Source organism: Streptomyces sp. NRRL B-24484 (genome assembly GCF_000717715.1).
In the GTDB taxonomy this organism is placed as follows: Bacteria; Actinomycetota; Actinomycetes; order Streptomycetales; family Streptomycetaceae; genus Kitasatospora.
The window spans coordinates 139088-154068 of the sequence record NZ_JOAI01000007.1; the positions used below are offsets into that span (position 1 = coordinate 139088).

Here is a 14981-nt window from a genome sequence, read left to right on the forward strand (position 1 = left end):
CGACGGCCGTCACCCTCCGCCACCGGTGGGTCGACTCACACTGCCGGGAGGCGTCAACTGATTGTTTCAGAATGAGGCGTCGGACGGTCCTTCGTATCAAGCCGCTGGAGAACCTGTGTGAAGTCGCCGTCGTCGAGGAGACCGACCAGCACCTGGGTCATGCTGTCGATGCCGGGATCCCGAACGATGAGGCCATCAGAGCACCAGAAGTAGCGGCCATCCAGCGCCTCGCCGGTGTGGGACCACCTCTCCATGATGCGTTCGACCTCGGCAAGCGTGAACACGGTCACGCTCCAGCGTGAGCCGTCCGCTGTCAGCCGGACCTCGACGTCGACGTTGCAGATGCCGTCCAGAGGTTCGCCCGCGTTGGGCAGGAACGACGCCTCGAACCGATCCGTTCGGACGCGGTACCAGGGTCCGTCCCATCCCTGCTGTGCGGCTTCGGTCCCAGTGTTGGTCATTCGGGGAGTATGTCGAGCGGACTCGAAGGGCTCAACCGGGTTCTCTGGCATGCTTCCGGGTCGTGACCGCGAACCTTGTCCCGGACGAGCTGTGGGATCGGATAGCCCTGCTGCTGCCGGCGCGACCCGCGCGCCGACACCGCCATCCCGGGCGGCTCCCGGTGCCCGACCGGGTCGCGCTGGCTGGCATCGTCCACGTCCTAGGCAAGGGCGTTGCCTGGCGCGACGTACCGAGTCAGGTCGTTGGTTGCTCCGGGGTGACGGCCTGGCGCAGGTTGCGGGACTGGACCACTGCGGGTCACGTCCGCTGGAGTGGTGTATCGACGGCCACTCGGTGATCCTGTTTCAGGCTAGGCGGTCAGGGCTGTGGTGATGGTCTCGTCGGGGGTTTCTCCCCCGATCGGGTGGAGGCGGCAGCGGCCGAGGATCTCGGAGCCGATGTAGCGGCGCTGCTCGGCCCATTCGTCGCTCTGCTCGGCCAGGACCGCGCCGATCAGACGGACGACAGAGCTGCGGTCGGGGAAGATCCCGACGACGTCGGTGCGACGGCGGATCTCCTTGTTCAGCCGTTCCTGCGGGTTGTTCGACCAGATCGACTTCCAGACCGTCCTGGGGAAGACGGCGAATGCCAGCAGGTCCTCGCGGGCGCTCTCCAAGTGCTCTGCGGCCTTGGGGAATCGCTCGTCGAGCGTGGCGATGACGGTGGCCATCTGCTTGCGGACCGCGCCCGCGTCGGGCTGCTCGAACACGGTCCGCAGCAGGGTGGCGACCCAGGGCTGGGCGGACTTCGGGACCTGCGAGAGCAGATTGCGCGCGTAGTGCGTTCGACACCGCTGCCAGGACGCCCCGGGCAGGGTCGCGCCGATCGCGTCGACCAGCCCGGCGTGGGCGTCGCTCACGACGAGGTTGACGCCGCCCAGGCCGCGGGCGACCAGGGATCTGAGGAAGGCGAGCCGGCCGGCGCCGTCCTCGCTGGTGGTGACGTCCAGGCCCAGGACCTCGCGCTGGCCCTCGTTGTTGACGCCGACCGCGACGAGGCAGTGGACGTTGACCACCCGACCACCCTCCCGGACCTTCTGGGTGAGCGCGTCGACCCAGACGAAGGTGTAGGGGCCCTGGTCGAGCGGGCGGTTGCGGAACTCGGCGACCCGCTCGTCGAGGTGCTTGGCCATCTCGCTGACCTGGGACTTGGAGAGCTGGGTGACACCCATGCTCTCGGCGAGCTTCTCCACCCGCCGGGTCGAGACGCCGAGCAGGTAGCAGGTCGCGACCACGCTGACCAACGCCTGCTCGGCCCGGCGCCGGCGCTCCAGAAGCCAGCTCGGGAAGTACGAACCCGAGCGGACCCTGGGAATGGCCAGGTCGATCGTGCCGACCCTGGTGTCCCAGTCCCGATTCCGGTATCCGTTGCGGGAGTTGACCCGTTCCTCGCTCGGGCGGCCGTACTCGCCGCCGCAGGCCCGGTCGACGTCGGAGGACATCATCGCCTCGGCGAAGGTCTTCACCATCGCCCGCAACAAGTCGGGACTCGCCGAGGCCAGGTTCTCCTCCAGCAGGGCGGCAAAGGGCAGACTGTCGGGTGCGGTCATCGTGCTGTGACTCCTTCAAGAGCTTGGTCGTTCTCGAAGAATCAGCCAGTGGCCGTCTTACGTTCTCAGGCGACACCCATCACCGGGACGAAACCCCCGGTACGGGTGGAACCCGTACACCACTTCCCTGGACGCAACCATTCCGAATGCCGATAGGCGGGCGTTCTCGTTGGATGGGCGACACCTTCCCGGGGACCGGCCCCGGCCGTCGTTCTGGAGGACCAGCCCGTGGGCAAGCACCGCAAACCCCGCAGCTACCGCCCGGACTGCAGGACCCCGCCGACGGCAGAACCGTTCCGCCACTGGTCGCCGCCGGCCTGAGGCCCTCTGGCGACGTCGGCTCGGGCGTGGGCCGGACCACCGACCGGGGACGGGTCATCACCGGCGACGCCATCGAGCGGATGCGCGGCGGACAGCTTGTGGACGCCCGCCAGCTCAACGATGCGTGGGCCGTGATGGGACCTGGACCACGACCAGCCGCGGATGGAGCCGCGCGAGGCCACCGAGCACGGGTGGGGCGGCCTGTTCCAGGAGCCGCCCCACCTCGTGTGGTCCTACCTCACCCAGGACCAGCGTGCCGCCGAAGCCTGCTGACACTCGGGCGTCGGCCGCAGCGCGAGCCCGGAGCGGCCGGCCCACCGCAACCCGACCGGCCGCACGTGGCGCCGTTGACACAGCGACGGCATCGACCGCGGTTGTCGGCACCTGTGCCGACAACGTTGCGTAAGCGCTGCAACCAGGGCTTTCGTCCGTATGCCACCTAGCGTCATTGCCCTGCGGAGCTTTCGACAAGGATCGGCGTCGATCCCCCGATCCTCGACCCGCTGTCCGGGTAACGCGATGCGGGCAGTCGCCGATGGCCAGAGCCGACGAGGGGAAACTGATCATGGTGAGGGCAACCAGCGGGCACCTGCTGGCGACCAAGGACCCCGGATGCGCCACGTGCCACGGAACCGGGCACTCGCCGGGCGGGGCTCCGTGCAGGCCGTGCGCAGTTCCGTTGCCGCCGAGCCTGATCCGGTGGCTCGACTCCGACAGCGGTGCCCGGCGGAAAGCGCTTCTGATGCGTCTGTGACAGTGCATGCCGGGCCGAAGCCGACAGTGGCCCCGGGTGCCTTCCCGAGTCCGAGAAGCGCACCGCCGGGCACCCCTCCCGGGCAGCGCACCGTCGGGCAGCCGCACCAGCTCAATCCAGGGCGACTCGTTACGCCACTGCACGCGGTGTTTGGTGAGCTGCTGTCCAGGATCGCCCGCGGTGTCGAGCTTGCTTCCGGGGGTGGGGCGCAATCGTCGATCCGCGCGGGTGAGCTGTGATGCTGCCACTGCCTTTCCGGTCGGGGCAGTGCGCTGCCGGGACTGGCTGTCAAGGTGTGGGCGGGTGGCCGCGGTGGTGGCGGGTGGTGCCGATGGCGTTGCGCAGGGCGGGCAGGTCGGCGGTGGTGGCCTGTTCGGCGAAGCGGGCCAGGAGTCGGCGCCGGCCTCGTTGGTCCCGGTCGTGGTCGGCTCCGGTGATGGCGGCCGTCAGTGATGCCCGGGTGTGTGGCTCGGGTGTGCGCACCGCGGGCTCTGCCTGAGGTCCTTCCATTACCGGCCTTCCGTTCGTTCGCGGCCCCGGGCTGCTGGACGCGGCTGATGCGGCTTCCTCCGTCGTGTGATGCGGCCGCGGCTCCGGTCGCATCCCTCCGGTTGTGGCGGGCGGGCCGCCTCTCACGCCGGAGGGAGGATACCTCCTCGGCATGCGCGGAAAAATCTGTGCTCGCTGGAGTAGACATTGCCCGATGGTGTGGCTAGTGTTTCTCTCGTAGTCGAGGTCTGGAGGTACCCGCCAGACACGAACTGGCGGGCAGCAGGACTGAAGTTCGCAGTTCGGCACGGTGGCAGGGTTCTGAAGCCAGGGATGGTGCAGTAAGGCGACAGGGCCGGCGGCCGGGCCGGGCGGCCCGCGGGTATCAGGGGCTGCTGGAGCGGTATCGCAGTTCAGAAGGTGCATTACCAGCAGGTGAAGTTGAGTTCAGGTACCGGCAGTCGCAGGACGCGGTATCCCAGCAAAGGCGCCGGGCTGCCGGCGTGCGTGCTGGGAGGTCCGGGCAGTGGGGTTCCGAGCCGAGCAGGTGAGCAGGACGGGCGACGGGGCTGGCTGCCGGACAGTGGCGGACCCTCGGGACCGCCACAGCAGTACAGGGTAGTTCGCAGTACCAGTGGTTCGCAGTTCAGCAGTGCCGAGCAGTACCTCGTGAGAGAGCAGCACCGAGCGGTTCCCGCATTTCGAGTACCCGGCAGTTCGCAGTGCCCGCAGTTTGCAGTATCAGTACAGGTCGGTACGCAGAGGAATGGAGGGACAGAGCGCCATCAGGATCGCCCGGCCCGTGAGGTCTTCACCCGGGCGGACACCGCAGACCCCCTGTGAGTACGAGGACGGTGGTTTCCGGTCACGCATACGCGATCCCCGCACGCCCCATCCCCCGGGGCCGTGCGGACACAAGGAACCCGGCCAAAGGGTCGGAAGATGGTGTAAAACCCTTCGGGGCCCCGGGAGCGCAACACTCCCGGGGCCCCTCGACGCGTCCCCGACCCCCGACAAGAAGAGGTGCAGTGACCACGGCAACCATTCGACCGCACACCCCCGACACCCCCAACTCTTTTGACGACGACGACTATCCCGCCTACACCATGGGTCGCGCCGCCGAGATGACCGGCACCACTCCCGGCTTCCTACGCTCGCTCGGCGAACACGGCCTCATCACACCACTGCGCTCCGACGGCGGACACCGCCGCTACTCCCGCTACCAGCTGCGCATCGCGATGCGCGCCCGCGACCTCGTCGATCAGGGCACCGCCATCGACGCCGCCTGCCGCATCGTCATCCTCGAGGACCAACTCGAGGAGGCCCTGCGCATCAACGAAGAGCTTCGCCGCTCCCGGCACGGCCAGGAGCCGGAAGCCGACACCTGACCCACTCCACGCCCGCCCCGGCCGCCGCCCTGGCCGGCGGGACCGGTCCGCGGTGAGCGCATGCCGTTCACCGCAGGCCGCCCCGGGAGTGGGAACCACACCGGCCCGCCGCCTCCGAGTGCGGTCGGAGTTGTCGAGTGGTCCAGCATCGTGGCGGCGCGGTACCTGGCCGGATCGGCGGGAACCAGGCCAGCCGGCCACGATGCCTCGCCGCGGCCTGGAGTTCATGGCTGCGGTGTTCATCCACTTCCGTTCGTCCCGGGTCATGACGTTGCCCCGCGGGCGTGGGCCCGGGCCCGGGCATCGTTTCGTCGGCCGGACCGCGCCCCCCCACTACAGCTGGCACCGGCCGCCCGATGCTCACCCCGCGACCGGCCACGCCGCGCGCGAAGGGCCCGGGGCGCTGCAGCCCCGCAACCCTGGCGAAGCGGACGTTCGCGCCCTGTCGGACGGCGAGGTGGCCGAGGGCCTGGGCGACGTGTGTCTTGCCCGCGCCCACGGAGCCGAACAAGATCACGGACTCGCCGGCATGGAGCCGGCGCAGGGCGGCTAGGTCGCGGATCTGGGCCGCGGGCAGCTTCGGAGAAGCCGCGTAGTCGAACTCTTCCAGAGTGATCTGCTGCTCGAACTCCTCGCTGCGGACCAGCTTCGTGATCGACGACACCGCCCTCAACGTCTCCTGACGCAGGGCAACCCGGCGACCGCCGGGGACAGGCCCTCCGGCCTGCCCTCGGCGGTCGTCCCTGCATGCGGGCCACCAGAGAGAGAAGGTGGGAGCGTGCGCACTCCACCGCACCGACCCGACGCACCCCGCCGATGCCGCGCCGCACGCCTGCTCGCCGTCCTGCTCGCCGGCGCCGCGGCGGCCGCGGGCTGCTCCGTGTCAGGCCACCCGGCTGCGGGCCCGTCCGGCGGCAGCACGGCGACGGCCGGCCGGCTCACCCTCGACGAGTGTGCCGCCGGCACCACCGTCCGGGTGACCGTCGGGACGAGCGTCAAGGTCAGGCTGCACAGCACGTACTCGTCCCTGCCGAACGCCTCCGACCCGCAGGTCCTGGCCGCCACCGGCGGCGGGAGCACCCCCACCGGGACCTGCGTGCCGGGCGGTGGATGCGGCGTCGTCACCGCCGCCTTCGTGGTACTGCCCGATGCCCTGCGGGGGAGATCGTCGTCGGGGGAGGGGGCAGCGGCCGGTCCGCTCGATGGGGGTCAGTGTCGGCAATGATGCTGAAGGGCTCGTTGGTCCTGCTGGGATAGGTCAAGGGTTGTGCGCGGCTGACTGTTGCTGGGTCGACCGCCGCAATGCGGGTATGCGCACCCGTCCACACCTTTATAGGTATAGACCAATTATATGACGCTTGGTCAGAAAGGTCGGCGGGTCGGCATTGATCCGACCAGACCCTGCGAAACCCGGTCGCACATGAGGCCGGAGGCTCCTGGCGGACGGGTGCTCCGGGCGGGTCCGCAGGGTTGCTGGGCGGTCGGTGCGGCCGGCGTCCGGCGCGTACTCGCCGATCGATCCTGCGACCCTCCGCGCATGTCCTGGTATGTAAATATCTTCAGGTCAGCGCACGCGGCCACGCGGCTTCAGGGGGAGCGGCGGCAGCTCCGGGGCGCTCAGTCGGGCGCCGTCGTAGCCGTGCACCTCGCCGAACCGCGAGCTCTGCTCCCAATCATTTCGTGCCTGTACGATCTCCTCGCCGGATCGGCCGATGAAGTTCCACCACATAGCACGGTTCTGACGTTTCCTCGCAGTTCAGGGGCTTGATCGACCATCCGGGGTCAGCAAAGGGTCAGCAAGTCACCCGGGAGCGAGATCGACCATGGCGACCACCAACCTCGTCCGCGGCATGGGTTCCTTCTTCAAGCGGTGCGAGCATCCCGAGAACCGGTGGCCGAGGTGCCCACATGAGTACACGATCCGTTAGAAGCCTTTGTCTTTCCGATAGTGACGGATGTTTTCCGCTGGTCAGGCATAGTGCGGCGCCTCGGTAGCAGAGACGAGGTGTCGTGTCGTCTCTTCGGTGGAGGTGCCGGATGCCGTCGGTGATGGGGCTGTTGGAGGAGCGTGAGCGTGCTGCTCGGCAGCGGGCGGAGGGCCTGCAGGCCGAGCTGCAGGAGGCGGAAGCCGCGTGGGAGCGGTTCGTGATCGTCCGTCAGACGGTGGCCGAAGTCCTGGCAGAACCTCCTGCAGGTGAGGAGGCGCCGCCGGCCGGGGTGGCCGGTTAACGGCCTGCGCGGTCGCCGGTGCGGTGCCCGGACCGGTGGTTCCCGCCTGGAGGGGAGGGCTCGCTCTCGACTCGCTGGCGCCGGACTATCAGCGGCTCGTGGAGGTCCTGGCGGGGAGCGGGGAGGAGATGGACTGTCGGCAGCTCGCGGCGGCCTTGGGTCTGGAGGTGGTCGCGGCGAAGGTGGAGGGAGTGCGGCCGAAGGTGAAGCGCCTGGCCGTGCGGGGCTGGCTGGCCGAGGAGCGCCCGGGGATGTTCAGCGTGCTCGCCGGGCGAGCCGGCGGCTCATGACCATGCTCATCGACCACCGGATCATCGCCTCGGAGGTGTCGGTGCGGGTCGCGTAGTCGCGGGCCAGGCGGCGTGAGTGCATCAGCCATGCGAACGTCCGTTCCACCAGCAACCTTTTCGGCAGCACCACGAAGCCCGTGGCGTCGTCGGTGCGTCTGACCACCGTCAGCGCGATCCGCAGGACATCGCGGGCGAGGTCGACCAGGCATCCGGTGTAGCCGCCGTCGGCCCACACCAGCGAGATGCGCCAGTGCCGCCGCTCACGCAGCCGCTCCAGCAGCGTGCGGCCTGCCTCGCGGTCGGTGACGGATGCCGCGGTGACCATCACGGCCAGCAGCAGCCCGAGGGTGTCCACCACGATGTGCCTCTTGCGGCCGTTCACCTTCTTCCCGCCGTCGAACCCCCGGCTGGCCGCCGGCACCGACGCGGCCCCTTTCACCGACTGCGCGTCGATGATCCCGGCGGTCGGCTCCGGCTCACGGCCTGCGGCCCGGCGGACCCGGTCGCGCAGCCGGTCGTGGAACTCGCCGACCAGGCCCTTGTCCCGCCGGCGCCGGAAGAAGGCGTAGACGCGGTCCCATGCGGGGAAGTCCGCGGATACCGTCCTCCGGGCGATGCCGCCCGCGACCAGGTAGCGCACGGCGTCGACCAGCTGCCGGTGACAGTAGCCCTCCGGTTGCCCGCCGCGGCCTTCCAACCAGGCGGGCACGGGCATCGCGTCGCGCACGACTGCCCATTCCGCGTCGGTCATGTCCGAGGGGTACCTCGGACGCCTGTGCGGGCGGTCCCCGGCGTTCCCGAACCGGCGAGCGAGGCAATCACACGACAGGGGTGCGGAGTTGGACGGCAACGTCACGGAGACGGAAGACTGCGGCACCAGGGGCCTCCTGTTGCTCGGCTGGATTCGACACCCACGAGCTGTGCGGGAGGCCTCACTTTCATGCCCTGCCGACCAGAAGATCACCCGACCGAGTCGGCAGAATCGAACTCACGATCACCAAGATCGATAGAGCAACGGCTAGTTACAACCCGCGCTCTCCCTCTCTCGCGACACTGCACTCCGCGGCCTTGACAGGCCATAGGAGCGTCCTGCCCGGACCGGGACCCGGGTCGAGTAAGAACGCGGGGCCACTCGGCCACACTGCGGCCAGGCCCAAAGAGCCCTGACCGAGTCGCAACGGCTTACGGCCCTTTGATCATGCCCGACCCCAGACCGGACAGGACGCCGGCCAAAACCACTTCACCACCCGCGCCGTCTCTCGCCCAACAGATGGTCTCCTGCCGGCCTAGCGGCGGCCGGGCGGAGGGGACTATCAGGATTCCGAATTCATGACACTCCCGGGCGGAGCCTCACAGGGCCATTCCCGGATGGCAACATCGTCCCGGCTGCCGCTGGCGTTGCTCGGGTGGCCGCGGCGGGCGGCAGCGGTGCCACCCGCCGGGCGATGGTTGTCGTCCTGTATCAGGCGGACCGCCGCTCGAACTGCTGGCTGGCGCCGGCGCCGCAGCTCTTCTGGATTATTTTGCCGCCGTCGCCGAGAGAGGCGTCCTTCACATCCAGGCACTTGCTGCTGTGCCGGGCGACGAGGCGGTAGTAGCCATTACCCTGATCCTCCAGCAGCCACTGCTGGTTGTCGCCGCTGCCGCAATCGTACTGGATGACGTCTGCTCCGTCCGTGGTCGACGCGCCGGACACATCGAGGCACTTGCCGCTGTGCTGGGCCAGGATCTTCACGTAGCCGCCGCCGGCATCCACGAACCTCAGCTGCTGGTTGAGACCGCCATTGCAGCTCCACTGCATGACGGCTGCAAGGTTGGCGGCAGAGTTGTCCCCGACGTCCACGCACTTGCCGCTGTGACGCGCAACCAGGTTGTAGTAGGGGCCGCCGCCCGCACCGTTGAGCGTTCCCGCGGCGGTGTCGATGGCGATCTGGGGGTACCAGGGCAGCACCATGGTGGTGTTGGTGGGGAAGGACAGCGGGAGCCAGACGTACTGGGAGTCCTTGACCTTGCCTCCGATCGAGTCGCCCCAGCGGTCGCCCATGTAGAGGTAGGAGGTGCCCGCGGTGCCCTGGACGGGGAGGACGAAGGCGGTCTGCGAGCCGTAAGCAGTCCGGTCACCGGCGTCGGCCAGCGCGGTCCATGGTCCGCTGATGCTGGTGGCGGTGGCGTACTTCTGCTGGTTGGGCCACCAGCCGGTTGCGCCGGAGGTCAGCAGGAAGTAGACGCCGTTGCGCTTGAACATGGCCGGCGCCTCGCGGTATTGGCCGTTCCACAGGCTCTGCACCTGTGCACTGATGCCGGTGTAGTCGGCGGTCAGCCGGTAGATGTGCAGGTCGGCGTTGTTGTTGGACGCCGAGATCATGTAGCCGGTGCCGTCGGTGTCCACGAAGGTGGTGATGTCACGGGACATCTCACCGAGCGGCCGGAAGCTGCTCTGCCAGGTGTAGTTGCCGTCGATGGTGTCGGAGACGGCGACGGCGGCCCGGGCCTGGCTGTAGTCGGTCGCGCTCACCTCCTTGTGCATCCACATGACGTACTTGTGGGTGGTGGCGTTGTAGATGACCTTGGGGCGCTCGATGTTGGCAGTGGCCAGCTCGGGGTTGCTGGCCGGGGTCAGGACGTTGTTCCTGAACTCCCATGTCTTCATGTCGGTCGAGCGGTAGGCGGAGACTGCCTTGAAGGTGTTGTCGGCGTTGCGGTTCTCGCCGAACCAGTAGTAGTACTGGCCGACCTTGGTGACGCCGCCGCCGTGGGCGTGCAGCACGGCGCCGGTGGTGTCGGTGAACTGCACACCGTTGGGGATCGTCACCTGGGCGGCGTGCGCGGTGCCCGCGCTGCCGAGCAGCGGCAGAAACAGGGTGAGCAGGGCGGTGAACAGGGTGGCTCTGAGCCGCGGCATGGTTGTGGACCTCGCGTCATCTGAATGGATGTGTGAGCGATCCGCTGGGCGGGCATCTGCGCGATCACGCCCGAAGGAAGAGGTGGGCCGTCAGGCCGCTGCAGGGACGGTGTATGCCGAGCGGACGGGAGCGTCCCGGCGGTGCCTCCGGATGGGGCGGGTCCTCCCGGGCCGCCTACCTCGTGGGGAGCACCCCGGCCCGGCGCCGTGTCGACCTGGTGGCGCCAACGAAGCGACCGCTCGGATGCAACAGATTCAAACCAAATCAACCATTTGTCAACAGTTCAAGCCAAAAAAGGCACAATTGCCCCCATGTGCCGGGAAAGTCTGAGAAGCCGTTGTCGTACCGATCAAGGAGCTTGGCGATCGAACGAGAGTCTCGATGGGGTGATCGCCGGACCGGTCGGCGCCTAGCGGTACTCGGCGGCCCACTCCCTTGGCAGATGAGGCAGGTGATCGACACGGTCCACACTTAACTATTCCGGCATGAGGTCGTCGGTGGCGCGCACGGCCTGCTGGAGGAGCCCGAGGGCATGGGGCGCCTGTTCCCGACCGAGCACAGCAATGTCGACGACGTACTGGCCGTAGCGGAGTTCGCCGTACCAGGCCTGGCATCCCTCTTCCTTGAAGGTCTTGTCCTGTATGAGGCAGGTGTAGGACTGGTCATCCGCCTTGGAGCTGCCGGTCGGCCGGAACGACTGGTAGGTCCAAGGCTTGTCGCTCTGCGACCGGCGGCGCCGGTGGGTGTAGAGCCAAGCCCAGGTCGGCGAATCGAACCGCTTGATGCCCTGCGAGAAGCCGTGGCGTAGGAAGTCGCTGCCGTGGAGCACGAAGTTCCGGGAGTCCTGCTCATCGAGCCCGGATTCGAGCAGATCCATGCCCTTGGGGTAGCTCTCCCAGGGCCCCGGCCCGGGCGGGGACTGCGCCAGGAGCTGCGCGAGCGCGGGCTCGCCCCGCCACTGCCCGGCCAGCGGGACGTTCCACAGCAGGACCGCGGCCAGCACCGGCCCGACGGTGCCCGCAGCCAGGACCCGGCCGAACCGTGTCGCGGGTATCAAATGTATCGTCACGAACGGGACGGACGCGCGAAGCACGCACTCAGTTGCACCCACGACATCCGGCCCGCACCCGGGTCGGTCCCACAGGCGACGACCTCGAGGAGACGGCCCTGACGAGGCTCCCGGGTGTCGGCAATCCAGGCCCTGAAACTGCGTTAGTGATGTGAGAAGCCGTTGTCGGACCGATCGTGGGACGTGTCGATCGAACGGGAGTCTCGTTGGGGTGATCGTCGGCCGGTCGGTGCATGAAGACAGGGCCTCTTGGTAGCTCGAAGGTTGTCGAAGCCGGTCGAGGTTCCAGGAGGCCCTGGTGTCGCAGTCTTCCGTGCGGGAGTTGGTGGAGTCCAATTCGGTTGCCCGATCGTGTGATTGCCTCGCGCACGTGTACGGGAACACGGCCGATCGTCCGGAAGGCTGCGGCGGTATCCGTCGGACATGACGGATGAGGAGTGGGCGGTTGTTCGTTCGTCGCTGCCTGTGCCGGGGTGGCTGGAGGGCCGGGGCGGGCAGCCGGAAGGCTACTGCCACCGGCAGATGTTGGATGCTGTGCGCTACCTGGTCGCCGGCGGCATTTCCTGGCGGGCGGTGCCCGTCGACTTCCCCGCGTGGGACCGGGTCTACGCCTTCTACCGGCGCTGGCGCGACCAGGGCTTGATCAAGGAACTGCACGACCGTCTGCGGGGGAGGGTCCGCGAGGCGGCCGGGCGGGATCCGGAGCCGACAGCGGGGATCATCGACTCGCAGTCGGTGCGGGCCGCCGCGTCGGTGCCGAGGGCCACGTCCGGCTACGACGGCGGGAAGAAGGTCCCGGGGCGCAAGCGGCACATCGTGGTGGACAGCCTCGGACTGCTGTTGGCCGTGGTGGTCACCGCCGCGTCCGTCACCGACCGCGACGCCGCCCGAACCCTCCCGGCGGCTACACCGGTCGCCTGGTCGACCTCGCCGCGAATGCTTGGCGGATCGCGTTGACGGTGGTCAAGCGCAGTGACGACACCACCGGGTTCGTCGTGCTGCCGAAGAGGTGGCTGGTGGAGCGCACGTTCGCGTGGCTGATGCGCTCACGCCGCCTCGCGCGGGACTACGAGGCCCGCACCGACACCGCCGAGGCGATGATCTGGTGGTCGATGACCATGGTCATGAGCCGTCGCCTGGCCCGCCGGCGATGCTGAACCGGCCCGGCCCGGCACGTCCTCGGCCAGCCCAGCCGCGCTCGACCAGGCGCTTCGCCTTCGACCGCACTCCTTCGACCTTCGCCGCAACTACGTCCAGCCCCAGCGCGGCCGCGATCTCCTGGCAGCCCATCGCCCCGCCCGAGCCCGATCGTTGATGGTCTGCCAGAAGGTTGACGATCCTCTGGTAGTCCGGTGCCAGCGCGGTCGCGGCCAGTCCGTTTCGGCGCACCGGCACCACCGAACGGGCCACCGCCGACCGAACCGGAGCCCGGCCGGCCCGCTCGGAGGGCTTGTCCTCGGGCACCGCCGGCATCTCCGGCCCGCGCGGGGCGGACAGGACCTGACCGGACCCTCTCCCGGGCGATCACCCACCGTTCCCAGTCGGTCTCAGCGGCCGCCAGCTCGGCCAGGATCCGGTCCGCAGCCTCGCGCAACGACTCCACCCGCTGCTGCGCGGCGAGTTCCCGCTCCTCCAGCAGCCCCACCACCGACGCCATCCGGCACCTCCACCGACGAGACGATCCCGATGGACCAACCCTGCCGCCCGGCTGCCGACACTATGTCTCACCAGCGGAAATGCCTCGATCACGTCCGATAAGACAACGGCCTCTCAGGCCTTGCAGCGCGCCGAGACGAAGCGGGCCAAAGCCTCCGCCGCCACCACAGTCGGCAGTCGCGCAGCCACCATTTCAGGCGCCGACGTCCATGGCCAACCGGCGCCGTGAACGGCGGCGCTTCCGGCCGCCCGGAGTCATCCGGCTCATCACATGACACACCGCCAGACAGCCTGGTTCCCCTAATGGTTTCCGTCACCGCAGACCCGGGGCCCGGGACGGGCTGCTCCGCCGGGTGGCTGTCGGGCGGGGCCGGCCGAGGTCCGGATCCGTGAGCTGCGAGGTGTCGTAGTTCCAGACCGGGTACCGCCGCCGGTTCGAAGCTGCGGATCGTCGGGTGCCCGGTCGCCTCGGCATGTGCGGTGGCGTGTTCGGCGGGAGAGTCGTCGCAGCAGCCGATGCGGCGGCGGCGCGCGCAGCGGGGCGGGTGAAACCACCAGCCGCCGGCGGCTTCGCATTCGACGCAGCCTGTACCACTCGGCGGCACTTTGGTCGATCGGCTGGACGGACGGGACGTTCCCCGGTCTCACCACTGACTTTCGCTCTGGCCAGGGCATGAACCCTCATCCTGGGCAGCGTCACGCCCTGTGGGTCGACCATGGGTCTTCCGGCGGGCCGAGGTCAGGGATCACCGTCGAGGCCCACATGAAGGTTCGGTCCGCGTCGATCCAGGGATACCGGTGCCGGACGCCTCTGTCTGTCGGCTGTTCCGGGCGCGCGCCGCCACGGTGCTGGAGCGCACTGGTGTTGAGGCGGCGGGGTCACTGGGGTTGATGCGGGCCCAGTGGGTGGTGTGGCCGCCGGGCCAGGTGTGGCTGCCGTGGTGTTCGGCGAGCGTCCGGACGATGGTGAGGCCGCGACCGTGCTCGTCGGGGGTGCGGGAGTGGCCCCAGGCGCTGTCGCACATTGCTGGGCCGGCGTCGCTGACGCCGATCCACACCCGGCCGTCGGTCTCGGTGCGGTACAGGTGCAGATGCACGGGGGCCAAGGCGTGTTCGACGGCGTTGGTGACGAGCTCGGAGACGACCAGCAGGACCGTGTCCCCGGTGTCGTCATCCCCGATCTGCCAGGCCCGCAGGGAGTTGCGGGTGATGCGGCGGGCGTCCGCGGCGGCCTCCGGTCGGTGCTCGAGCAGCCATGTGCCCCCTGGCGCCGGCGGAGTCGTTCGGCCGTGCTGCGGACGTGCGACCCGGGCCGGTGCCAGGGCGAGAGCCGTGCCGTTGCCTGCGCCCGGGCCGGTGCCGTGGATGAGGGTGCTGGCGTACATGGCGATCACATCCGATGATGGGTGCTGCTGTCTCGGTCCGGAGCCCCGGCCGTTTCGGGTCCCTACCAGTCGCCCTTTCGTCTCTGGGCGGGTATCGCCTTGGGTGACCGGTGGCCAAGAGAACGAAGTGCTCGAATGTGCCGGTCGGTTCTGTGGCTGGCGGCTCAGGCAGGGCTGTGGTCGTGATGGCGGAGAGTGCTTGCACGGCTGGTTCAGCGTTACCGGTCAGCCCGGTCCGCCGAGGAGAATGCGGCGGCCTGCTGGCGGTGGCGTTTCGGTGCACCGTCTCGTCGACGTCGATGTCCGCGTGATGCACGGACACGGCGAGGGCACTGTCCGGTCGAACCCGGATCGGGTTCGACCGGATTGCCGCTCGGGAGGCCGATACCCGGTGCGACGGTTAGACCTCGCCGGGTCGGAGACCGGGAGCCAGGCTGTCGACCCGGC

Annotated in this window: 13 protein-coding genes and 3 pseudogenes; 5 read left to right on the plus strand and 11 right to left on the minus strand. The window is 69.0% G+C overall.

What is annotated here, in order from left to right; genetic code table 11:
* Positions 1–53: 53 nt before the first annotated feature.
* Positions 54–461 carry a hypothetical protein gene (locus tag IE98_RS0109250; protein WP_030267166.1) on the minus strand — a complete coding sequence of 136 codons (408 nt, stop codon included), beginning with the start codon at positions 459–461 and terminating at the stop codon, positions 54–56.
* A 62-nt stretch (positions 462–523) separates the two neighbouring features.
* On the opposite strand from IE98_RS0109250, the pseudogene IE98_RS46100 reads away from it, so the two are divergent.
* Positions 524–760: pseudogene (locus IE98_RS46100) on the plus strand (transposase); the annotation flags it as partial.
* A gap of 51 nt (positions 761–811) precedes the next feature.
* On the opposite strand, the gene IE98_RS0109255 reads toward IE98_RS46100, so the two are convergent.
* Positions 812–2050: an IS256 family transposase gene (locus tag IE98_RS0109255; protein ID WP_030267169.1), complete on the minus strand. Its 1239-nt coding sequence runs from the start codon at positions 2048–2050 to the stop codon at positions 812–814.
* A 1363-nt stretch (positions 2051–3413) separates the two neighbouring features.
* Positions 3414–3608, minus strand: a complete 195-nt coding sequence (locus IE98_RS0109265; protein ID WP_030267172.1) for a hypothetical protein — start codon at positions 3606–3608, stop codon at positions 3414–3416.
* Positions 3609–4720: 1112 nt separating this feature from the next.
* On the opposite strand from IE98_RS0109265, the gene IE98_RS0109270 reads away from it, so the two are divergent.
* Positions 4721–5002 carry a MerR family transcriptional regulator gene (locus IE98_RS0109270; RefSeq protein WP_106976547.1) on the plus strand — a complete coding sequence of 94 codons (282 nt, stop codon included), beginning with the start codon at positions 4721–4723 and terminating at the stop codon, positions 5000–5002.
* A gap of 67 nt (positions 5003–5069) precedes the next feature.
* On the opposite strand, the gene IE98_RS50660 is transcribed toward IE98_RS0109270, so the two are convergent.
* Entirely contained in the window at positions 5070–5798 is a 729-nt protein-coding gene (locus IE98_RS50660) for an ATP-binding protein (RefSeq protein WP_267882328.1), read from the minus strand.
* A 768-nt stretch (positions 5799–6566) separates the two neighbouring features.
* A pseudogene (locus IE98_RS46115) lies at positions 6567–6731 on the minus strand (pirin family protein); the annotation flags it as partial.
* A gap of 308 nt (positions 6732–7039) precedes the next feature.
* On the opposite strand from IE98_RS46115, the gene IE98_RS50665 reads away from it, so the two are divergent.
* Complete coding sequence (locus IE98_RS50665; protein WP_234443464.1) at positions 7040–7231, plus strand: hypothetical protein; 192 nt, start codon at positions 7040–7042, stop codon at positions 7229–7231.
* 128 nt (positions 7232–7359) lie between these two features.
* Positions 7360–7521: a hypothetical protein gene (locus IE98_RS50670; protein ID WP_234443465.1), complete on the plus strand. Its 162-nt coding sequence runs from the start codon at positions 7360–7362 to the stop codon at positions 7519–7521.
* Here the strand turns inward: IE98_RS50670 and IE98_RS0109295 are convergent.
* From IE98_RS0109295 to IE98_RS0109305, 3 genes are all read right to left on the minus strand, one after another.
* Positions 7487–8272 carry an IS5 family transposase gene (locus IE98_RS0109295; protein ID WP_030267184.1) on the minus strand — a complete coding sequence of 262 codons (786 nt, stop codon included), beginning with the start codon at positions 8270–8272 and terminating at the stop codon, positions 7487–7489. The two genes, IE98_RS50670 and IE98_RS0109295, sit on opposite strands and share 35 nt — an antisense overlap.
* 711 nt (positions 8273–8983) lie before the next feature.
* Positions 8984–10423 carry an RICIN domain-containing protein gene (locus tag IE98_RS0109300; protein ID WP_030267186.1) on the minus strand — a complete coding sequence of 480 codons (1440 nt, stop codon included), beginning with the start codon at positions 10421–10423 and terminating at the stop codon, positions 8984–8986.
* Between the two features lie 476 nt (positions 10424–10899).
* On the minus strand, positions 10900–11427 hold the full coding sequence (locus tag IE98_RS0109305; protein WP_159400864.1) for a hypothetical protein: 528 nt from the start codon (positions 11425–11427) through the stop codon (positions 10900–10902).
* A 489-nt stretch (positions 11428–11916) separates the two neighbouring features.
* On the opposite strand from IE98_RS0109305, the pseudogene IE98_RS42235 reads away from it, so the two are divergent.
* A pseudogene (locus tag IE98_RS42235) lies at positions 11917–12650 on the plus strand (IS5 family transposase).
* Here the strand turns inward: IE98_RS42235 and IE98_RS52230 are convergent.
* From IE98_RS52230 to IE98_RS51890, 3 genes are all read right to left on the minus strand, one after another.
* On the minus strand, positions 12616–12957 hold the full coding sequence (locus IE98_RS52230; protein ID WP_324605755.1) for a hypothetical protein: 342 nt from the start codon (positions 12955–12957) through the stop codon (positions 12616–12618). The pseudogene IE98_RS42235 and the gene IE98_RS52230 overlap by 35 nt on opposite strands.
* A 281-nt stretch (positions 12958–13238) precedes the next feature.
* Positions 13239–13754, minus strand: coding sequence for a UBP-type zinc finger domain-containing protein (locus IE98_RS52535; protein WP_106976548.1), 516 nt, complete (start codon positions 13752–13754; stop codon positions 13239–13241).
* Positions 13755–13895: 141 nt separating this feature from the next.
* Positions 13896–14534 carry an ATP-binding protein gene (locus IE98_RS51890; RefSeq protein ID WP_078660883.1) on the minus strand — a complete coding sequence of 213 codons (639 nt, stop codon included), beginning with the start codon at positions 14532–14534 and terminating at the stop codon, positions 13896–13898.
* Between the last annotated feature and the right edge of the window lie 447 nt (positions 14535–14981).